Genomic DNA, 21357 nt, shown 5'->3' with positions numbered 1-21357 from the left:
TCGGATGACCGGCGCTAACCCATCTATATTAGGATAAGAGAGAATATAAGGGATGCCGAGGATGGGATGCCATGGAGGACCCCATGGACGACCCTCAGGGCCTTGCTGTGCAGGAGAGGGATCTCCGTCCGCTGCTGGGAGCGATGAAGTCGCTGAGCGACGGAGACTTCTCGGCGCGCGCGGGGGTCGAGAGCCAGGGCATACTGGGCGAAATCGCTGGAACGTTCAATCAGATAGCCGCCCGTAACGAACACCTGGCTTCCGAGCTGAAGCGGGTCCGCCGCGAGGTGGCCAAGAACGGCCAGCTGGACGAGCGGGTCTCCGCCAGCCCCGGTCAGGGCGCCTGGTCCACCAGCGTCGACGAGGCGAATCAGCTGATCGAGGCCCTCGCAACCCCGGTGATCAGGGCGACCCACGTACTGGAAGCGATCGCCGACGGGGACCTGGCCCACCATGTGGAGCAGTCCGGGTCCCCGCAGTGGCTCCACGGCGACCTCGGACGCCTGGAGGGGGGACTGCACCGTCTGGTGGACCAGCTCTCCATGTTCACCGGAGAAGTCACCCGAGTCGCCCGCGAGGTCGGCACCGAGGGCAACCTCGGCGGACGTGCGGATGTGGGAGAACTCTCCGGTGACTGGCGGCGGGTGACCGAGGCCATCAACGACATGGCGGAACGGCTCACCGGCCAGGTACGCGACATCGCCGGTGTGACGACCGCGGTCGCCAACGGAGATCTGACGCAGAAGGTCATGGTCGAGACCTCCGGTGAGCTGCTGCAACTGAAGCTCACCGTGAACACGATGGTCGACCAGCTCTCCGCGTTCGCCGACGAGGTCACCCGCGTCGCCCGCGAGGTCGGCACCGAAGGCAACCTCGGCGGACAGGCCGAAGTGCGGGGGCTGTCAGGCGTGTGGCGGAACCTGACCGACAACGTCAACCTCATGGCCTCCAACCTGACATCCCAGGTCCGCAACATCGCCCAGGTCTCCACGGCCGTCGCCCAGGGCGATCTCAGCCAGAAGATCACCGTGGATGCGAAGGGCGAGATCCGGCAGCTGATGAGCGCGGTGAACGCGACGGTCGACCAGCTCTCCGCGTTCGCCGACGAGGTCACCCGCGTCGCCCGCGAGGTCGGCACCGAAGGCAACCTCGGCGGACAGGCACAGGTCCGCGGCGTGTCCGGTGTCTGGCGTGACCTGACCGACAACGTCAACCTCATGGCCTCCAACCTGACCTCGCAGGTCCGCAGCATCGCCCAGGTCGCCACGGCGGTCGCCGACGGAGACCTCTCCAAGAAGATCGACGTCGACGCGAAAGGCGAGATCCTCCAGCTGAAGACCACCCTCAACACGATGGTGGACCAGCTCTCGGGCTTCGCCGACGAGGTCACCCGCGTCGCCCGCGAGGTCGGCACCGAAGGCAACCTCGGCGGACAGGCACAGGTCCGGGACGTGTCGGGAGTCTGGAAGGACCTCACCGACAGCGTCAACTCCATGGCGTTGAACCTCACTTCGCAGGTCCGCAGCATCGCCCAGGTGACCACGGCGGTCGCCGACGGCGACCTCTCCAAGAAGATCGAAGTCGACGCACGCGGCGAGATCCTCGAACTGAAGGACACCGTCAACACCATGGTCCGCCAGCTGCGGGCCTTCTCCGACGAGGTCACCCGCGTCGCACGGGAGGTCGGCACCGAAGGCAACCTCGGCGGTCGCCGGGCCGAGGTCCACGGGGTGTCGGGCCTGTGGAAGGACCTCACGGACAACGTCAACTTCATGACGATGAACCTCACTTCGCAGGTCCGCAACATCGCCCAGGTCGCCACCGCCGTCGCCAACGGAGACCTCTCCAAGAAGATCGACGTGGATGCGCGCGGCGAGTTCCTGGAGCTGAAGACCACCCTCAACACCATGGTCGACACCCTCTCCTCCTTCTCCTCGGAGGTCACCCGTGTCGCACGGGAGGTCGGCAGCGAGGGGCAGCTGGGCGGACAGGCCCGCGTCGAGGGCGTCTTCGGCACCTGGAAGGGACTGACGACCAGCGTCAACGAGCTCGCCCTGAACCTCACCACCCAGGTCCGCGCGATCGCCGAGGTCGCCAGCGCCGTCACCCAGGGCGACATGTCCCGCTCGATCCAGGTGGACGCACGCGGCGAGGTCGCCGAGCTGAAGGACAACATCAATGTGATGGTGGCCAACCTGCGCGAAACCACCCGCACCAAGGACTGGCTGGAGTCCAACCTGACCCGCATCGCCGGACTGATGCAGGGCCAGCGCGATCTGGTGGAGGTCGCCGATCTGATCCTGCGCGAGCTGACGCCGCTGGTGAACGCGCAGGCCGGCGCGTTCTTCCTGGTCAACTCCGGCGGGGAACCGGGCGAGGAGCTGGAGTTCATCGCCGGATACGGCACCAGCGGACGCGAGGACAGCGGCCAGCACGCCGACTCCCCGCTGCGCGGCCTCATCTCGCAGGCGGTCGCCGAGAAGAAGCGCATTCTCATCGAGGACGCCCCACCGGACTATGTACGGGTGGAATCCGGGCTCGGCTCCGCACCCGCGGCACACATCCTGATCCTGCCGATCCTCTTCGAGGACAGGGCACTCGGCGTGATCGAAGTGGCCTCGTTCAGCAAGTTCAACGATGTCTATCTGACGTTCATCGACCAGTTCGTCCACACCATCGGCGTCTCGATCAACACCATCCTGGCCAACGCCCGTACGGAAGTACTGCTCTCGGAGTCCCAGCGGCTCACCACGGAACTGCGCCAGCGCTCGGACGAACTGCAGCGCACCAACGCCGAGCTGGAGGAGAAGGCCGCGCTGCTGGCCACGTCCTCCCAGTACAAGTCGGAGTTCCTGGCGAACATGTCGCACGAGCTGCGCACACCGCTGAACTCGCTGCTGATCCTGGCGCGGCTGCTCGCGGACAACCCCGACGGGCGGCTCTCCGAGCAGGAGGTGGACTTCGCGACCACGATCTACCGTTCCGGTTCGGACCTGCTTCAGCTGATCAACGACATCCTGGATCTGTCGAAGGTCGAAGCCGGGCGGATGGATGTGCGGGCCAGGAAGCTGCCGCTGACGAAGCTGCTGGACTACGTGCACGCCACGTTCCGCCCTGTGACCGTCGACCGCGGGCTGGCCTTCGAGATCGGGGTGGGCGAGAACGTGCCGCGCGAGCTGTACTCCGACGAGCAGCGCATCCAGCAGGTGCTGCGCAATCTGCTGTCCAACGCCGTGAAGTTCACCTCCTCCGGCGGTGTGGAGCTGCGGGTGGACCGCGTCACCGACAAGGAGTTCAGGGAACCGACGCTGCGCGACGCCGAATCCGTGATCGCCTTTTCCGTGAGGGACACCGGAAGCGGTATCCCGCCGGAGAAACTCTCGGTCATCTTCGAAGCGTTCCAGCAGTCCGACGGCACCACCAGCCGCAGGTACGGCGGCACCGGGCTCGGGCTGTCCATCAGCCGCGAGATCGCCGGGCTGCTCGGCGGCCGTATCGACGTCGAGAGCACAGAGGGTGTGGGGTCGCGGTTCACGCTCTACATTCCGGCGGTCTACCCCGGCAGTGCCCCCTCCCCCGCAACGGTGCCCACAACGGCGACGCCGAGCGTGGACCTCGGCGAGGGCACTGCGGCCGTCGCCCCGGCACCGACTCCGCCCACCATGCTGCCCGAGAGGGAAGGGCCGGAGCACTCCCGGACGGCCACAGCCCGGCAGCCCGAACCCGAACCCGCACCTGCACCCGCACCGGAACCGGAACCGGAACCGGCCGCCCCCGAACGGCCCGCCGCTCCGGCCGACTCGACCGCCGCAGCATGGCCGGAGACCCCCGAGCCCCCTGCCGCTCCCCTCTCCCCCGCACCCCGGGCCGAACCGGCCGGACCGGAGGGGCTGCCACGCATCGAGCCGCTCGGACGGGATGAGGGACACGAGAACGCCTGGCCCGAGACGACGCAGCTGAAGCAGTGGCTCGGCGAACCGCAGGGGCAGGTCCTGGCAGGCAAGAACGTACTCATCGTGGACGACGACATTCGCAACGTCTTCGCACTGACACACGTACTGGGCCGCGTCGGGATCTCCGTGAAGTACGCCGAGAACGGCCGCGAAGGTCTGGAGGTGCTGGACCGTTCACCCGAGGTCTCGCTGGTCCTGATGGACATCATGATGCCCGAGATGAACGGCTACGAAGCGATCCAGAGAATCCGGCGCACGCCGCGGCTGGCGGGACTGCCCGTCATCGCGCTCACCGCGAAGGCGATGTCCGGCGACGACCAGAAGGCGCTGGACAGCGGCGCGGACACGTACATCAGCAAGCCGGTGGACCTCGACAACCTGCTGCAGGCCATGTACGACCTGCTCAGCACACCCGGCGTGCGCTCGGGAGCCCGGGCCGGAGCCGGAGCCGGGGGCAGCACCAGCTCAGCCGGTGACGCGGACGCTGCTTCCCACACCGGCGGTGCCGACGGCGGCGACGGCTCGGGCGCGAGCAGTCCGCAGTCGGCGCGCGGCAGCGATCACGAACCGCCGGGAGGGATGCCATGACCTCGGCGGCGCCGGAGAAGTCGAGCATTCTGATCGTCGACGACATGGAGGAGAACCTCGTCGCCCTCCAGGCCGTGCTCGGGCCGCTGGAGCAGCAGCTGGTGGTCGCACGCTCGGGCGAGGAGGCCCTGAAGGCGATGCTTCGCCAGGACTTCGCGCTCGTACTGCTCGATGTGCTGATGCCCGGGATGGACGGGTTCGAGACGGCGAACAACATCAAGCGTCTCGACCAGACCAAGGACGTCCCCATCATCCTGCTGACCGGCACCGACGTGGACCGGGACTACGCCTACCGCGGCTATGCCCTGGGGGCAGCGGATTTCCTCTCCAAGCCGATCGACCCCTGGGTGCTGCGTACGAAGGTCAACGTGTTCCTGGACCTGGACCGCAAGAACCGGCAACTCGCCGTCCAGTCGGAGCAGTTGCGCCGTCTGCTGGTCGCCGAGCACGCGTCTTCCGGGGCCGGACGTCCGGAGGGCAGCCATCCGGGTGGCCGGGAACCGAACGCGCCGCAGGCAGCCGCGGTCGGCGCCGAGCTTGCTCACCTCACCGGGCAGCTCGACCGGATCGAGGCGATGCTGCGGAGCCGTGACACCGCCGACGGCCCTGAACTCGCCGACCGCATCGCCGAGTTGGAGCATTCAATCCGTCGGCTGGAGCCCGGCGGCCACACCGGATGACCCGACGGAAGAGCCCGCCCTGCTCGACCGGGAGGCCCCGGTACGGGCGTACCGGCCCGGGGCGATGCCCAGGACCCGCTTGAAGTGCCGGGTGAGGTGGGACTGGTCGTAGAAGCCGGCGGCGGTTGCCACCTCGCCCGGTGGCCATCCGTCGAGCAGCAGACGACGGGCAAGGTCGACGCGGCGGGACGTCACGTACTGGTGGGGTGCCATGCCGAACGCGGCACTGAAGGCACGTACGAGATGCGCGGGGTGGGCGTGCAGCTCGCGCGCGGTCTCTTCCAGTGTGGTGCCTTCGCGGAATCGCTCGTCGAGGAGGTCACGCAGGTGCTGCGCGATGCCGCGGTCGGGAACCGTGCCGCCGACGGCGGCACCGGGGCGCAGGTGCCGGCGCAGGCGCTGACTGATGAGGGCCAGCCGGCTCTCCGCCTCCAGCTCGTCCCCCCGGCCGGCGAGGGCGGTGTGCAGCTGTCCGACACGTCTGCGCAGAAGGGGGTCGATGAGGTCCGGGCCGTCGACCGCAGGTCCGATGAAGCCGGCGTCCAGCTGCGTCATGTCGAGGTAGAGCACCCGCTTGCGGAAGCCGTGCGGAGTGGCGGGTGAGCCGTTGTGCGGGACCTGCGGCGGCAGCAGGCTGACGGTGCCGTCCGGGGTGCCGCGCTCATGGCGGTCCAGCTCGTAGCGGACCGCGCCGTCGTCGACGATCAGCAGCGTCCAGGCGTCGTGGACATGCATCGGGTACACGTGCTCGGTGAAATGGGCGTGGAGGACCTCCCTGACGCCCGGGACCGACGGGCGCCAAGCAGAGATTTCCTGCTGGGACACCATGCAAAGAACGTACAAGACGGGGCGGGTGTGCAGCCTGCAGTCTCACAGCATGAGAACGATGGATGAGACCGCTGTGAGGGCCGGCGTGGGGGCCGAGAACGCGCCTGTACGCTTCGACACGAAGATCGCCGTACTGCTGCGTGACGACCTGGAGCCCTGGCAGCGGCTGAATGTGACCGCCTTCGTCGTCAGCGGGCTCGGCACGGTGTCCCCCGAGGTGATCGGCGAACCGTACGCGGACGCCGACGGCATCGCGTATCTGCCGATGTTCCGCCAGCCCGTGCTGGTTTTCGAGGGGACGAAGGAGATGCTGACCACCGCACACGGTCGTGCGCTGTCCCGTTCCTTGCCGAGGGCGGTGTTCACCTCGGACCTGTTCAGCACGGGCAACGACCGCGACAACCGGGCGGCGGTACGCGCGGTGGGCACCGACCAGCTCGACCTGGCGGGGATGGCCGTCTACGGGCCGCGCAACGCGGTGGACAAGGTACTCAAAGGCGCGCGGATGCATCCCTGAGCAGTAGCAATGGCTGAGGGCCGTCGAGGGACGAGCGGGCTCGGCGGCACCCCGGCCGGCCACGCCCGGTCCGGTGTGCGCAGGAGAGGGCGTGGGTACGGTCCGCAGCGGCACGCCCACCCACGGTGGTGCGCCGGTGCGGGCGAGGAGGAGTTGATCCGGTGGTGGAGACAGCGGCCGGCGGTCGTCCCGTGGTGCGGTACCGGTCCCCGGTCCTCGACAGCGCACGATGGCAGGGCTTCCCGTTCCGCGGCGACGACATCGTGATCAGTACGCCGCCCAAGTGCGGCACCACGTGGACGCAGATGATCTGCGCCCTCCTCGTCCACGGCACCACCGAGCTCCCACGGCCGCTGAGCAGCATGTCGCCCTGGGTGGACGTGCTGTACCGGGACCGCGACGAGGTGCTGGCCTCCCTGGAGGGGCAACGGCACCGCCGGTTCGTCAAGTCCCACACCCCGCTGGACGGCCTGCCGTACGACGAGCGCGTGACCTATGTGTGCGTGGGCCGCGACCCGCGCGACGTGGGCCTGTCGACGCAGCACCACATGGCCAACATCGACCCGGCCACCGTCGCACGCGTCCGCGCGCGAGCAGCCGGTGAGCAGGCGGCCGCGGAAGTGGCCGAGGAGGTGACCCGGCGGGTACGGGAGGCTGCCGAGCCGGGCGCCGCCGGCTTCCGGCGCTGGGTCGAGAACCGGGCCCCGGTGGCGGAGGCGCCGGCGAGCCTGCGCTACACGCTGCACCACCTGCGGACGTTCTGGGAGGCCCGGCACCTCGGCAACGTGGTGCTGCTGCACTACGACGGCCTCAAGTCCGATCTGGCGGGGAACATGCGCCGCCTGGCACGGCGACTCGGCATCGCGGTGCCCGAGGAGAGGTTCCCCGAACTTGTGCGGGCGGCGACCTTCGAGGCGATGCGCGGCAATGCCGGCCAGCTCGTTCCCGAGGCCGACATGGCCGTCTGGCGCAGCCCCCGCGACTTCTTCCACCGGGGCTCGTCCGGCCAGTGGCAGGAGATCCTGGCCGAGCCGGACCTGCGCCGGTACGCGGAGGTGACCGCCGAGTGCGCCGGCCCCGACCTGGTGGCGTGGCTGCACCCGACCCACCCGCTCACGGCCGCGCGGGCGGACTGAACACGGGGCCTCTCGCGAGTGCCGGCCACCGCCCCGGTCTCGGCGCCCGGTCTCGGCGCCCCGCCCTGATCTCCCGCTGCGCGCATGAGTACGGTGATCCCCCGCCCGAGCGCCCTCCTCGGCCCCCGTTCGCAGATCACCAGTACGCCTGAGCGCCCCTCCGGAGGAAACCGTGGCCCCAAGTCCCGCCCCAGCGACCGAGGATGAGCCGCGTGAGGGGGCGACCGCGGAGGGAGTCTCGGCAGCGGAACGGGAGCTGTTCGGCGGGCGACTGCGCTGGGATGACGCGTTCGTCGAGTACGAGGGCGCGCTGACGCGTATGCGGTTCGGTCAGATGGCCGCCGCGCTGCCGCGCATGGTGGGCGTGGTGCTGCGGGCCGGATGGGCCGCGGACCGGCGGGCGCTGACCGGCCTGGTGACCGCGCAGATCGGCCAGGGGCTGACGGCCGCGTTCGGGCTGGTGGCGGTCAACGGGGCGCTCAGCAAGCTGTTCGCGGACGGCCCGGCCGGCGACAAGCTGCTGCAGTCCCTCCCGGCGCTCGCGATGCTGGCCGTCGTCTCCGTGGGCTCGGCGCTGCTGTCGGCCTGGTCGACGGCGATGTCCGGTCGGCTGGAGCCCCAGGTCGAGCGGGCCGTCTCCCTCCGGTACTACCGAGCGGTCACGCAGGTGGAGGTCGAGGCCACCGAGCAACCGGAGGTCCAACGACACCTGGACGCCGGGAAGTTCGGCACCGACTCGGCGCGGCGCATGCTCGGCCTGTCCGTAGGCGTCGCCAATGTCGTGATCGGCATGGTGGCCGCAGCCCTCGTACTGGCCTCGCTGCACTGGGCGCTGCTGCCGATGCTGCTGGCGATCGCCCTGCCCAAGGGCTGGGGGGCGGTGCGCTCGGCGCGCCGGGAGTACATCTCGCGTCGGCATTGGGTGGATCACCGGCGGGCGGTCGCCACGCTGTTGCAGTACCTGACGATGCCGCATGCCGCCGGAGAGATCCGGGCACACGCGGCAGACTCACTGCTGCTGCGCGGGTACGAGGAGATGTCGGGGCTGATGGAGACCGAGCAGCGGCGTCTGGCCCGGGCCCAGGCCCACACCGATCTGGTCGCCGGCGCATTCTCCGGCCTGGCCTCCCTGGGCTGTTACGGGGTGCTGTGGTGGCTGCTGACCAGCGGCGGTCTCCCCCTGGCTGTGGGGGGTACTGCGGTGGTCGCCATCCGTAACTCCACTGCCCGGCTCACGTCGTTGGTGCAGCAGGTCAACCGTATGTACGAGGAGATGCTGCAGCTCGGCGACACCGAGGAAGCCACCCAGCTGGCTGCGCGGCACGCCATCCCCCGTACCGGCAAGCAACTGCCCGCGCCCGTACGGGAGATCCAGGTACGGGATGTCTCCTTCACCTACCCCGGCGCGACGGTGCCCGCGCTGCACCGCGTGGATGTGTCCGTACGGCGGGGCGAGGTGACCGCGCTGGTCGGCGCGAACGGCTCCGGCAAGTCCACGCTGGCCAAGATCCTGGCCGGTCTGCTGCTGCCTGGCAGCGGCAAGGTGTGGTGGGAAGGCCCGTCCGGGGAACGGGTGGAGGTGCGCGAGGCGGACCGGACAGACGTGTTCCGGTCCGTCGGGCTGCTGACGCAGGACTTCCCCACCTGGCAGATGACGGCCGCCGCGAACATCGCCATCGGTGCCGGTGACCGCCCGCGGGACATGGCCGGCGTCAAGGAGGCCGCGCGAGCTGCTGACGTGGACGATCTGATCGAGGGGCTGCCGCACGGCTGGAACTCCATCGTCTTCAAGGGCTACGAACGCGGCGTCCAGCTCTCGGGCGGCCAGTGGCAGAAGCTGGGCACAGCGCGCAGCCTCTACCGCGGCGCGCCGTTCCTCCTGGTCGACGAGCCGACCTCGGCGCTCGATCCGCACGCCGAAATCGAGGCGTTCGACCGGCTGCGGACCCTGGCCGACAGCGGCGTCGCGGTGGTGCTGGTCACCCACCGGCTCGCCGCCACCACCACGGCCGACCACATCTACGTCCTGGAGCGCGGGCACATCGCCGAACACGGCGCCCACCAGGAGCTCATGGGAAGGAGCGGCGGGCTGTACCGGGGCATGTTCGAGGCGCAGGCCGCACAGTACGGGCTCGCCTCGCCGCCGGCCGCGTCCCAGACGTACGGGTCGCCATTCACCAGTAGTTTGCCTAACCAATCACTTTGAGTCCGGACAATCCCGATATACATGTCGGGGTTTCCTGCCGCGTGGACGGCCGGTCTTCGCTGATCTCGCGATACCTTCGAATCATCGGGAGTTCATCAAGAGGCAAGTGTGGACCGGTAGTTGACGTTGATCGCAACGCTCCACTACCTTTCAAGAGATTCTGGGAAATCCGGCATTCACAAAGACCCTTGTCCGGAGAATCCCGTGCGGGCACCTTTAAACGGAGGGAACAGAATGAACGAAGAGATGCTGGAAGACGAATTCTCCCTCGACCTGCGTGTTGGTTACTCGGAGGCTTCGTCCCATTCCGGTGGTGTCACGAACGACACCTGTGGGACGTCGCGCACGTCGGCCTGTACCGACACGCTCAGCACGTGCTGCTGATACGCCACATCTGATGTGACGAACACCCAAGGCGAATCACGCGGAGGGCCCCCGGTCCGTGCCCAGGGGATCCCCGTGTACAGGGGATTCCTGCGCCCTCCGTGTGGTCGCCTGCCGGGCAGGCCGAGGAAGGGAGCGGTGCCATGGAGTCTCGTCCCGTGGGGAAAGTGACCGACGACGAGGTTCTACGGCTGGCCCGCGACGTGGCTGACCGGCTCACGACATCGACCGGCGCCGCCGAAGGGAAAGCGGATCTCGCCGACGGCGCTCCCGGCGTCGCGCTCGCCCTCCGGTATGCCGCCGAAGTCTTCGACGACGACCGCTACTTCAAGGCCGGTCGGCTGCAACTGCGGCGCGCCGCAGAGGCGAGTGCCGCCGCGCCCTTGCGCGAGGCGAGTCTGTACCACGGCACCGCGGGAGTCGTCTGGGCAGTGACCGAGTACGCCCGGCTGGAGCCGCGCTACCTTCCGACACTCACCACGATGACCGACCAGCTCGCCCGGCAGACGCTGGCGATCAAGCTCCCCGTCGCCGTCGGCAGCGTGGCCGAATGCGATTTCGACGTCATCTCGGGCGCGGCCGGCTGGCTCGCCGCGCTCCTCAAGGCCGCGGACGTCCTCGGCGGGCCCGCGACGGCCGCGGCCGAGGAAGCCACGGACCGCCTCGTCGGCTATCTGCTGGATCTGGCCCAGGACGACGGCGGCAGACCCAAGTGGTTCTGCGCGCCCTCCCACTTCCCCCGCATTCCGGGCCCCGACGGACAGCTGATACGCCTTCCGACATATGTGAAGCAGTATCCCGACGGCATGTACAACATGGGATTCGCCCACGGGCCGCCGGGTATTCTCGCGGCCCTCTCCCGCCCCGACACCGCCCACGTGGCCGGCGTCACGGGCCGGGGCGAGGGGGGAGACGCGCGGCCTCGCCGGGTACAGCAGGGAATCCGCGCCCTCGCCCGGACGATCGAAGCGCTGCGTATCGACGGCCTCGACCATCCGGCGTGGGCCTACGTTCTGCCGGCCCACCCGGACACCGGGCGCCCCGACACCGTCTCGCGGGTACCGGCCAGGCCCGCGTGGTGCTATGGCGCGCCCGGCGTCGCGACGTCCCTGCTGTCGGCCTCGGCGGCCTGCGGCGACCCGGAGCCGGCCGACCTCGCGGTGGCCGCGCTCCTCGGCGTCGAACACACCCCCGCCGAGGAGCAGCGCCTCAACTCACCCACGATGTGCCACGGGCTGGCGGGGCTGGTGACCATCTACGGCCGCGCCGCCGCACAGACCGGCGTGCCGGACCTGTGGCGTATGCACGACGACTTCCGGTCGCGGTTGTGCTCCCACGCCGACCCGGAGCACCCCTACCTCTTCCCGAACTACACCCCGACGGGAGAGCAGGAGCACCAGGCCGGCCTGTTGATCGGTGCGGCCGGAGTCCTGCTCGCCCTTCTCGGCACCGTGTCCGACGCCGCCGCCGAGTGGGACGAGCTGCTGTTCCTGACCCCGGGGCCCGCGCGCGGGCGCGGGCGTGGACCGGGCGCGACGCAGGCGTGAGGGAGACATGAGCGAAGAGACCGCCGACACCTACCGGGCCTGCGGGTTCTTCATGCTCAGAGCGCCGGCGCTGCCCACCCGTCCGATGCTCGAACTGCTCAGGTCGCTGCCCATGGCGAACGGCGACACCGAGCGCACGGACGCCTGGCAGGACGATTACGCGGACCAGCTCCGCAAACTGTGGTGGACCCCCGGAGTGCCGGACGCCGTGCGGGCCGCCTCGCCTCATCTGGCGGACGCCGTCGAGCGGTTCGACAGCCTCACGGGCAAGAACCGGCGGAAGGCCGTCCGCGGCCTCAGCCGCTATCTGAACCGGATGAGCTTCCGCTCGACGCCGTTCGGCCTCTTCGCGGGCGTGGCCACCGGCGTGTTCGGCGAGGAGCAGCGGGCCCGGCTGGGGCACAGCTCCATCGGGACGGCCCGGGCACGCGCCGACTCGGGCTGGGTCATGCACCTGGTGAAGCAGCTCGCCTTCGGAGCCGAGCGCCCCCACGACGTGCGAGTGCGGCGCAACGACCTGCTCCACGTCTCCCGCGGCCGGGTGTGGCTGTCCACCGCCGAGGGCTATGGACTGGACGACGGGGCCGAGGCCCGCCCCGGCGCGCACGACGAAGAGCCCACCACGCCCAGGGGCCGACGCTTCGTCAGCGTACGGCTCACGGCCCCGGTGCGGTCCGTGCTCGACCACACCCGCACACCGAAGACGCTCGGCGAGCTCACCGCCCTGCTCACCGAGACCTACCCGAGCGCCGGCGCCGAGCGGATCAGGGAGCTGCTCGACGGTCTCCTCGACAGCGACATCCTCATCACCGCCGAGCGGCCCCGGCTGCTCGTCCCGCCGACCGGCGGGACGGAGCGTGACGCGCTCCTGCGCTCGATGCTGCCGCCCGCCACCGACCCCGATGTCGCACGGGCGATCGACGACGTGGAGGCCGCGATCAGCGCGTTCAACCAGGGCGGGACCCCGGTGCGGGAACTGCTGCGGACGGCGAGCGCGCCGGTGCCCGAAGCCATCGGCGGCCACTCGGGGCCGACCCTCCAGATCGACTCGGCGCTGGACTTCGAGGCGCCCCCGGTCCTCCCACGGGCCGTGGCCGACCTGGCCGAGGAAGCCGCCCATGTGCTCGCGCGCGTGGGAACGGAAGACCAGTACCCGCCGCACCTCGCGGAGTACGCCGAAGCCTTCTCCGAACGGTACGGCGACCGGTCCGAGATCCCCCTGCTGGAGGCGCTGACCCCGGAGACCGGCCTCGGCCCGCCCCGTCGGTACCGCAGCCCAGGACGGGCCTATCCGCTGCCCGGCGTCGTCGCGGAGCCCGAGGCCCGGCCGGGCTGGACGGACCCGTCGTCCCGGGAGGCCGTGCTGACCCGGCTGGCCACCGCCGCTCTCGCACGCCGGGAGCTGAGCGTCCAGCTCGACGACCGGCTGCTCGACGAGCTCGCCGAGGCCCCGGCCACCAAGGACGACGACCGGCCGCCGTTCCCCGTCCTCGATCTGTACCTCAGCCTCACGGCACCGGGCCCCGGCCGCGCGCACTGGCGCGCCGTGTGCAGCACCATCGGGGTGGGTTTGGGCGGCAGGACCTTCGCCCGTTTCCACGATCTCCTCGACGGCGGGGCGCAGTCCGCGCTGCGGGAGCTGGCCGCCGCCGAGGAGCAGCGCCAGGGCGACGCCGTCTGCGCCGAGCTGTCCTACCTCCCCGGGGACGCCAGGTCCATCAACGTCTCGACACGTCCCACCGCGCACACATGGGAACTGCCGGTCAACGTCACGCCCGGCCGGGACGAGGACCATGTGATCCGCCTGGACGACGTCCTCGTCGGCGTGGCTGCAGGAAGGCTGTATCTGCGCAGCCGTTCGCTGGGCCGGCGGCTGCATGTCACCCAGCGCACGATGCTCAACCTGGCAGGGGCGCCGGACCCCTGCCGGTTCCTGGTGGAGGTCTCCTACGCGCTCTCGCGCCTGGTCACGCCGTTCAGCTGGGGAGACCTGGGCTGGACCATGCCGTTCCTGCCCCGCGTCGAGCGAGGCGGTCTGGTGCTGCGGCGGGCGCAGTGGCGGCTGCGAAGGGGTGAACTCGCGCTGTCCGAAGAGCACGGCGGCGGGGACGGACTGGCCGCGTTCGCCGAGGCCGTCGACGCCTGGGCCGGGACATGGATGGTGCCCCGTCTGGTCAATATCGTCGACTCGGACAACACCCTGCTGCTCGACCTCACCAGCGCCCCTTCGCTGCGCGAACTGCGCGACACCCTGGAACAGGCTCCGGAGGAAGGAGTCGTTCTGGAGGAGGTGCTGCCCGCGCCCGACGAGGGCTTCCTGCGGGATGCCGCCGGTCAGCCGTACGCCTCCGAGGTCGTGGTGCCGCTCGTACGAACCAGCCGGGACCCGGGCCGGGTTGCCGGGCACGTCCCGCGCCGCCAGGTCCACGCCGCCACCGAGGATCCGGAGGCACGGATCAAGCGGATCGGCAGCGACTGGCTGGCCGTGAAGCTCTACGCCGAGCCGGACGCGCACGACACGCTGCTGGGAGTGGGCCTGTCCGGCCTCACCGAGCGACTGTCCGAACAGTACGGCGTACCCGCACCCTTCTTCCTGCGGTACCACGATCCGGCCCCCCACCTGCGGATGCGGTTCTTCGTCCCCGAGGAGGCCACGCGCCCGGACGTCCTGCGTGAGGTGACCGCCTGGGCCCGGGACCTCGCCCGGGGCGGGCACATCTCGGACCACACCTTCGTCAGCTATCAGCGCGAGGTCGAGCGGTACGGCGGCCCCGAACTGATCGCCGATGCCGAGGAGTGCTTCCGACAGGACAGCACCGCCGTCGTCCAACTCCTCCGGCACCTCCGCGACTCCGGAACCGGTCTGCCGGCCCTGGGCCTGGACGCGGGCCAGGAACGCGCCGCACTGGTCGCCCTCACCCTCGACCGGTTGTGCGCCTGTCTGGTCCCCGAAGCCGAGGCCCGCCACGCCCTCGCCCGCGTCGCGGCGCTGCGAAACGCCGGCGGCGGCCTGTACCGGACCGCAGGGCGCAGCCTGTGGGCGGCCCGCACCGAGGTCGGCCCGACCCGCGAACCGCTCGACCGGGCCGCCGCCGTGTGGCAACCGGCCGCGGAGCGGCTCACCCGGCGGATGACCGAGCTGGAGCGGACAGGTGAACTCCAGGCGGAGCGTGACCACATCCTCCTGAGCCTGCTGCACATGCACTGCAACCGCATGGGCCTCCGCCGCGCCGAGGAGGAAATGTCCTACGGGGTATGGCGACGCCTCCTCGACCGCGCCGCCCACACCCGCTGACACTCCCGGTGTGGAAACGGGGCGCCCCCTACGCGTGTCCGGCGCATCTTGCTGGGCACGGGCTGCCCCTGGCTGTTTGCAACAGACTGCAGGCGTTTTGTGGTTGAGCGCGCAGTTCCCCGCGCCCCTGACGGGGCGCGGGCCAAGTCCTAGTTGGGCGGCGTGTAGCGGCCGTCGATCGCTGTCCAGCCTCCGTCCACGAAGAGCTGGCTCCCGGTGACGAAGGATGACGCGTCCGATGCGAGGTAGACGACGGCGCCGGCCAGCTCGTCGGGACGGGACCAGCGGCCCAGGGCGCTCTTGCTCGCGTACGCGTCCGACCATTCCGGCACTGCCCGGATCTGCGCGGTCAGCGGGGTGTCCACGACGCCCGGCGCCACGGTGTTCACCCGCACCCCCGACGGGCCCAGTTCGGCCGCAGCGGTCCGCAGCAGCTGGACGAGGCCGGCCTTGGTGGCCGCGTACACCCCCTGCCCCGGCTCGACGGCCACTGCGCGAATGGAGCTGAAGCCGATGATGCTTCCCCTGCCGCGTTCGGCCATGCCGCGGCCGAACGCCCGTACCAGGTCGAAGGATGCGCGCAGATTGAGCGCCACGACCCGCTCGAATTCCTCCGCCGTGTAGTCGAGCAGGTGCTTGCGCACGTTCGTCGCGGCGGTGAAGACGAGCACGTCGACGGGTCCGAGCTCCTCGGCGGCGCGCGCGACGGCCTCGCCGTCGAGCACATCGAGGGCGTACGCCGAAAGGCCACGGCCCATCGCCGCCGACTCCGTGGCCGCCTTCAGATCATGGTCGGCGCACACCACCGTGGCGCCGTGCGCGGCGAGGGCCAAGGCGCTCTCGCGGCCGATTCCACTGCCCGCGCCCACCACGACAGCCCTGCGGCCGTCGAGCCTGAACAGGCGGGAGTACGTATCCACCGCATCGGTGCGGTCCTTTGCTTGCATGGTCCTCACGGCTTCGTTGTCGTCGGACGGATCACTGCCATACGGGTCACGGTGAGCTCTTCGATGGCGAACCTCGGGCCCTCTCTCCCGGCCCCGGAGTCCTTCACGCCGCCGTACGGCATGACGTCGGAACGGAAGCCGGGAACCTCATTGACCACCACCCCGCCCACCTCCAGGCGGTCGAGAGCGGCGAACGCCGTGTCCAGGGCGCTCGTGTAGACGCTCGCGTGCAGTCCGTAGCGCGAGTCGTTGACCACGTCGAAGGCCGTCTCCAGATCGGGGACGGACCGTACGGCGACCACGGGGCCGAAGACTTCCTCGCCCCAGACGTCCAGGGCGGGGTCCACGTCGAGCAGCACGGCGGGCTCGATCACCCCGTCGGTGACCCTGCCTCCGGCCACCAGCGAAGCGCCCGCCTCCACCGCCTCTTCCAGCCATGCGCACACCCGCTCGGTCGACCGTCCGTCGATGAGCGCCGAGACTCTCGTCGCAGGATCGCGGGGATCTCCCACCACCACCTGGGCCACCCGCTCCGTCAGGCGGGCCACGAACTCCTCCCGCACGGCGTCCACCACGATGACCCGCTGCACGCTGATGCACGCCTGGCCCGACGCGTAGTACCCGCCGCGTACCGCCGCATCGGCGGCGGCGTCGAGGTCGGCGTCGGCGGCCACCACCAAGGCGGCGTTGGAGCCGAGTTCGAGCAGCACCTTGGTGGGTGCCGCGTCCCGGGCGATCCGGTGGCCCACGGCGGCGGACCCGGTGAAGGACACAGCGCCGATCCTGCGGTCGGTGGTCAGCGCGGCGCCCACCTCGGGGCCCCCGGTCACCAGCTGCACCGCGGCTTGCGGCGCGCCGCCGGCGCGCAGGGCCTCGCGGAGGAGGTGCACCAGCCACAGGGTGGCCAGCGGCGTCTGCGGGGCCGGCTTGGCGATGACCGGGCAGCCGGCGGCCAGCGACGGCGCGATCTTGTGCGCGGCGAGCAACAGCGGGTAGTTGAAGCCCGCGATGCCCACCACCACGCCGATCGGTTTGCGGGTCCAGAAGCCGAGCAGCCCCTCACCCGACGGCAGCAGGTCCAGCGGCACCGTCTCGCCGTGCAGCCGGGCCACTTCCTCGGCCGCCGTCAGCAGGGTCAGCAGGGTGCGGTCCACCTCGATACGGCAGTCGACCAGCGGCTTACCGGTTTCCAGGACCAGGAGCCGCTCGAAGTCGGCGCGGCGGGACGCGATCGCCTCGTGCGTCGCGAGCAGCGCCGCCCTGCGGGTGTACGAGGGGAGCCGTCCGACCCGTCCGCGGACCGCGACGGCCGCGTCCACCGCCTGGCGTGCGAGGGCGCTGTCCCCGACCGGCGCCCGCGCGACGAGCGTTCCGTCGTAGGGAAAGCGGACGTCCTCGGCGGTGGGCGCCTCCACCCAGTCCTCGCCGATGGGGAGACCCTCCGGAAACTCCCCCACCACGGGGCTGTCGCCGCCGGCGGGTTCGACGTGCGTAGTCACGGTCGGTACTCCCGGTTGAGGTCGGCCGCCGACACTCCGGACAGTGCCTTGCCCAGAGTCGGAACGGCGGCGATGAGCCTGCGTGTGTAGGAATGCTGCGGTTCCTCGTACACCTGCTCCGTGGACCCGGTCTCCACGATCTGCCCGTCGTGCATGACCGCGACCCGGTCGCACACATGACGGACCACGGACAGATCGTGGGAGACGAAGACCAGGGTGAGGGACAGCTCGTCGACGAGGTCGGCGATGAGGTTGAGCACCTGGGCCCGTACGGACACATCCAGGGCGCTCACCGGCTCGTCAGCCACGATGATCTTCGGACGGGGGGCGAGAGCACGCGCGATCGAGATGCGCTGCCGCTGGCCGCCGGAGAACTGGTGCGGATACCGGTCCGCCGCGTCCGCCCGCAGGCCGACGGCCTCGAGCAACTCGACCACCCGCTCCTTGCGGTTGCGGTGCCCCTGCGCGACGAGCGGTTCGGCCACGATGTCGCCGACGCGCATCCGCGGGTCCAGCGCGCTCATCGGGTCCTGGAACACGAGTTGGAGCCGCTCGCGGACGAACCGGAGCTGTCTCTCCGGGAGCCCGGTGATGTCCCGGCCGTCGATCGCGACGCTGCCGCTGGTGGGGCGGTCGAGCCCGGCCAGAATCCGCAGCAGGGTGGACTTGCCGCACCCCGATTCGCCCACGATGCCGAACCGCTGCCCCTCGGGGACGGCGAAGCTGACGCCGCGCAGGGCGTGCACCGGCGGGCTGGGGCGGCGCAGCGAGGTACGGGGCCGTCGGTAGTCGCGGGTGATGTCGCGGACGGTGATGGCATCCACGGGCCCGGTCTGCGCCCCGGGGGCGAGTGGGTCATCGTGTTCGGCGGGCGACTGCTCAGCCACGGCCGGCCTCCTGGTTCGTAGGGATGCGCGACCCGGCTTCTTCGGGCACCGGGTGGAAGCAGGCGTAGCCGGAGTCCGGCCCGGTCGGCACCCATTCCGGCCGGGTGGCGCACACCTCGGTCGCCTCGGCGCACCTGTTTCTGAAGACGCATCCGGCGGGGAACCGGCCCGCCGCAGGCACCGAGCCGCCGATCGTGGCCAGCCGGCCGCGATCGTCGACCACGGTCAGGTCCGACGCACCGATCAGGCCCTGGGTGTAGCGGTGCCGGGGGCGGGTGAACACCTCCCGGACCGGGCCGGATTCGACCAGCCGCCCGCCGTACATGACCATGACCCGCTCGCAGGCGGTGGCCACCACTGCCAGGTCGTGGGTGATGAAGAGCATGGCCGACCTGCGGTCCTGGACGCCCCGCACGATCAGGTCGAGCACCCGCGCCTGGACCGTGACATCGAGCGCGGTGGTGGGTTCGTCGCAGACCAGGAGCGCGGGGTCGTTCGCCAGTGCGATGGCCAGCACCACTCGCTGCCGCTGGCCTCCGGAGAACTGGTGCGGGTATGCCTGCGCGGCGGCAGCGGGGTCGGGAAGCCCCACCTGGGCGAGGAGTTCCACGGCGGCGGCCCGGGCGGATGCGCGGTCCGGCCTGGTCCGGTGGACCAGCAGCACCTCGGCGATCTGCCGCCCGACCCTCATCGTGGGGTTCAGCGCTGTCATGGGTTCCTGGAAGACCATGGCGATCTCCTTGCCCCGCACCCGGGACATCCGCGCCTCGTCGGCACCCACCAGGTCGTGGTCGACTCCGGCGAGCCGCACCGAACCCGTGGCCCGGAGCCCCTCGGGGAGCAGGCCCATGACGCTCAGCGCGGTCAGTGACTTGCCCGATCCCGATTCACCGATCAGGCCGACCCGTTCGCCGGCCCGGATGGTGAAGTCGACATCCTCGACGAGCTTTTGGCCACCCACCGCGACATCGAGGTTCCGTACGGCCAGCACGTCGCCGGGAGTGCCGGAGGGGCCCGGCCCGGAGGCCGGTGCCGCGTCGGATGCCGTGTCAGGTGCCGGGGTCATCGGCGGTCCTCCAGCTTGGGGTCGAAACGGTCGCGCAGGCCGTCACCGAGCAGGTTGAATCCGAGCACCGCCACTGCGATCGCGATGCCCGGGAACACGGCGAGCCGAGGTGCGGACGACAACATCTCCTGGCTCTCCTGCAGCATCCGGCCCCAGGAGGGCGTGGGGGGCGGGGTTCCGAAGCCCAGGAAGGACAGCGCGGCTTCGGCGAGTACGGCGATGGCGAAGCCGACCGACGCCTGCACGATGACGAGGCTGCTGACGTTGGGCAGGACATGCCGCAGGCCGATGGAGAACGGCCCCCGGCCCGCCGCGCGCGCCGCGATGACGTACTCGGTCTTCATGACCTGCAACGTGCCGCTGCGGATCAGCCGGGCGAAGTGGGGGATGGACGCGATGCCGATGGCGATCATCGCGACCAGCGTGCTGCCCCCGTACACGGCCGCGAACATGATGGTCAACAGGAGCGCCGGGAACGCGAGAAGCAGGTCGTTGCCGCGCATCAGCAGCTCGCCGAACCAGCGGGGCGCCATTCCGGCGACTATTCCGAGGGGCACTCCGACCAGCGCTGCGACCCCCACCGCCACGAAGCCGACGAACAGCGTGGTGCGCGAGCCCATCAGGATCTGGCTGAACACGTCGCGGCCGAACTTGTCCGTGCCGAACCAGTACTCCAGCGACGGCTTCTGCAGCCGCGCCGAGGCGTTCACCAGGGTCGGGTCGTGCGGGGTCCATACGAAGGACAGCAGCGCCATGCCGAGCACGACCGTGACGATGAGACCGCCCACCAGGAGGCTGCCCGTCACCGGGCGGCGCCGCCTCCGGCCGTCGGGCAGCGCGGACGCGACAGCGGTTTCCAGCTCCGGAGCGCTCATGACGCACCCGCCCTGAGCCGGGGGTCGATCAACAGGTAGACGAGGTCCACCAGGAAGTTCACGAACAGCACCGCCATTGCGATGATCATGACCACGTCCTGCACCATGAGGAGGTCCCGGTTGGAGACGCTGTCCAGCAGCAGGCTCCCGAGCCCGGGGATGACGAAGACCCGTTCGATGACGACGGCGCCCACCAGCAGCGTGGCGAGCTGCAACGCCAGGACGGTGACCACCGGCACCGCCGCGTTCCGCAGGCCGTGCCGCAGCAGCGCCTGCATCGGCCGGAGCCCTTTGGCGCGCGCGGTACGGAGATAGTCCTCCCTCAGGACGTCGAGCACGGCGCTGCGGACATAGCGGGTGAGCACTGCTCCCTGCACCACTCCGAGGGACAGCGCAGGCAGCACCAGTTGCTTGAGGAACAGGCCGGGATCCTGCGCCGGGGGTGTCCAGCCGTTCGCCGGCAGCCACCCGAGCCCCACCGCGAACACGGTGATCAGGAGGATGCCCGCGAGGAAAGCCGGGACGGCCACGCCGACTTGGGACAGCGCCGAGAGAATGAGCCCGGACGGCCTGCGGTGCCGCACAGCCATGAGCGTTCCCAGGGGCAGCGCCAGGATGCAGGCGATCAGCATCCCGGTGCCGACGAGCCACATGGTGACCTGGAGGCGGTCGGCGATCTGCGGGCCGATCGGCGTGTGTGAGATGTAGGAGTTCCCCGGGTCGAAGGTCACCAGCCCATGTATCCAGCTGAAGTACTGGGCCACGAGCGGCCGGTTGAGCCCGAACTCCTCGCGCAGTTGCGCCACCGCCGTGTCCGACGCGCTGGTGCCGAGGGCAACGCGGGCGGGATCCCCTGGCAGCACCGCCATGAACGCGAACACCAGCACGGAGCTCACGACGAGGCTGGCCAGGAGGACCCCGAGCCGCTGCACTAGACGGACGATCATCG

At 70.4% G+C, this 21357-nt stretch carries 15 protein-coding genes; 8 read left to right on the top strand and 7 right to left on the bottom strand.

Going from position 1 to position 21357, the window contains the following annotated elements:
• Positions 1-83 precede the first annotated feature (83 nt).
• Both ACTWP9_RS03760 and ACTWP9_RS03755 read left to right on the top strand, forming a co-directional pair.
• The gene (locus ACTWP9_RS03760) at positions 84-4541 is read left to right on the top strand and encodes a HAMP domain-containing protein (RefSeq protein WP_443244493.1); all 4458 of its coding nucleotides are present in this window, start codon (positions 84-86) and stop codon (positions 4539-4541) included.
• A complete protein-coding gene (locus tag ACTWP9_RS03755) occupies positions 4538-5221 on the top strand; it encodes a response regulator (protein WP_443244492.1) in 684 nt (227 codons plus the stop codon). The genes ACTWP9_RS03760 and ACTWP9_RS03755 overlap by 4 nt, the downstream gene beginning before the upstream one ends.
• On the opposite strand, the gene ACTWP9_RS03750 is transcribed toward ACTWP9_RS03755, so the two are convergent.
• Positions 5183-6049 (bottom strand): AraC family transcriptional regulator, encoded by an 867-nt coding sequence (locus tag ACTWP9_RS03750; protein WP_443244491.1) that lies wholly within the window; start codon positions 6047-6049, stop codon positions 5183-5185. The two genes, ACTWP9_RS03755 and ACTWP9_RS03750, sit on opposite strands and share 39 nt — an antisense overlap.
• A gap of 58 nt (positions 6050-6107) precedes the next feature.
• Here ACTWP9_RS03750 and ACTWP9_RS03745 point away from each other — a divergent pair, with 58 nt between their 5' ends.
• The 6 genes from ACTWP9_RS03745 to ACTWP9_RS03720 all read left to right on the top strand — a co-directional run bounded on the left by ACTWP9_RS03745 (position 6108) and on the right by ACTWP9_RS03720 (position 15134).
• On the top strand, positions 6108-6566 hold the full coding sequence (locus tag ACTWP9_RS03745) for a DUF2000 family protein (protein ID WP_443244490.1): 459 nt from the start codon (positions 6108-6110) through the stop codon (positions 6564-6566).
• 161 nt (positions 6567-6727) lie between these two features.
• Complete coding sequence (locus ACTWP9_RS03740) at positions 6728-7702, top strand: sulfotransferase domain-containing protein (protein WP_443244489.1); 975 nt, start codon at positions 6728-6730, stop codon at positions 7700-7702.
• A 319-nt stretch (positions 7703-8021) separates the two neighbouring features.
• On the top strand, positions 8022-9908 hold the full coding sequence (locus ACTWP9_RS03735; protein ID WP_443244832.1) for an ATP-binding cassette domain-containing protein: 1887 nt from the start codon (positions 8022-8024) through the stop codon (positions 9906-9908).
• 234 nt (positions 9909-10142) lie between these two features.
• Positions 10143-10292 carry a hypothetical protein gene (locus ACTWP9_RS03730; RefSeq protein WP_443244488.1) on the top strand — a complete coding sequence of 50 codons (150 nt, stop codon included), beginning with the start codon at positions 10143-10145 and terminating at the stop codon, positions 10290-10292.
• 143 nt (positions 10293-10435) lie between these two features.
• A complete protein-coding gene (locus tag ACTWP9_RS03725; RefSeq protein ID WP_443244487.1) occupies positions 10436-11839 on the top strand; it encodes a lanthionine synthetase C family protein in 1404 nt (467 codons plus the stop codon).
• A 7-nt stretch (positions 11840-11846) separates the two neighbouring features.
• Positions 11847-15134 carry a lantibiotic dehydratase gene (locus ACTWP9_RS03720; RefSeq protein WP_443244486.1) on the top strand — a complete coding sequence of 1096 codons (3288 nt, stop codon included), beginning with the start codon at positions 11847-11849 and terminating at the stop codon, positions 15132-15134.
• A 149-nt stretch (positions 15135-15283) separates the two neighbouring features.
• Here ACTWP9_RS03720 and ACTWP9_RS03715 read toward each other — a convergent pair whose 3' ends face one another.
• The 6 genes from ACTWP9_RS03715 to ACTWP9_RS03690 are packed head-to-tail and all read right to left on the bottom strand — an operon-like array spanning position 15284 to position 21355.
• A complete protein-coding gene (locus tag ACTWP9_RS03715; RefSeq protein WP_443244831.1) occupies positions 15284-16081 on the bottom strand; it encodes an SDR family NAD(P)-dependent oxidoreductase in 798 nt (265 codons plus the stop codon).
• Between the two features lie 5 nt (positions 16082-16086).
• The gene (locus tag ACTWP9_RS03710; protein WP_443244485.1) at positions 16087-17580 is read right to left on the bottom strand and encodes an aldehyde dehydrogenase family protein; all 1494 of its coding nucleotides are present in this window, start codon (positions 17578-17580) and stop codon (positions 16087-16089) included.
• Positions 17577-18467, bottom strand: coding sequence for an ATP-binding cassette domain-containing protein (locus ACTWP9_RS03705; RefSeq protein ID WP_443244484.1), 891 nt, complete (start codon positions 18465-18467; stop codon positions 17577-17579). The genes ACTWP9_RS03710 and ACTWP9_RS03705 overlap by 4 nt, the downstream gene beginning before the upstream one ends.
• The gene (locus tag ACTWP9_RS03700) at positions 18460-19533 is read right to left on the bottom strand and encodes an ABC transporter ATP-binding protein (protein ID WP_443244483.1); all 1074 of its coding nucleotides are present in this window, start codon (positions 19531-19533) and stop codon (positions 18460-18462) included. The genes ACTWP9_RS03705 and ACTWP9_RS03700 overlap by 8 nt, the downstream gene beginning before the upstream one ends.
• Entirely contained in the window at positions 19530-20408 is an 879-nt protein-coding gene (locus tag ACTWP9_RS03695) for an ABC transporter permease (RefSeq protein WP_443244482.1), read from the bottom strand. Before ACTWP9_RS03695 ends, ACTWP9_RS03700 begins: the two co-directional genes overlap by 4 nt.
• Positions 20405-21355, bottom strand: coding sequence for an ABC transporter permease (locus tag ACTWP9_RS03690; RefSeq protein ID WP_443244481.1), 951 nt, complete (start codon positions 21353-21355; stop codon positions 20405-20407). The genes ACTWP9_RS03695 and ACTWP9_RS03690 overlap by 4 nt, the downstream gene beginning before the upstream one ends.
• Positions 21356-21357 lie beyond the last annotated feature (2 nt).

This window comes from Streptomyces sp. 3N207, assembly GCF_052246355.1.
Lineage (GTDB): Bacteria > Actinomycetota > Actinomycetes > Streptomycetales > Streptomycetaceae > Streptomyces.
This window is presented reverse-complemented; position numbering and strand designations above follow the sequence as displayed.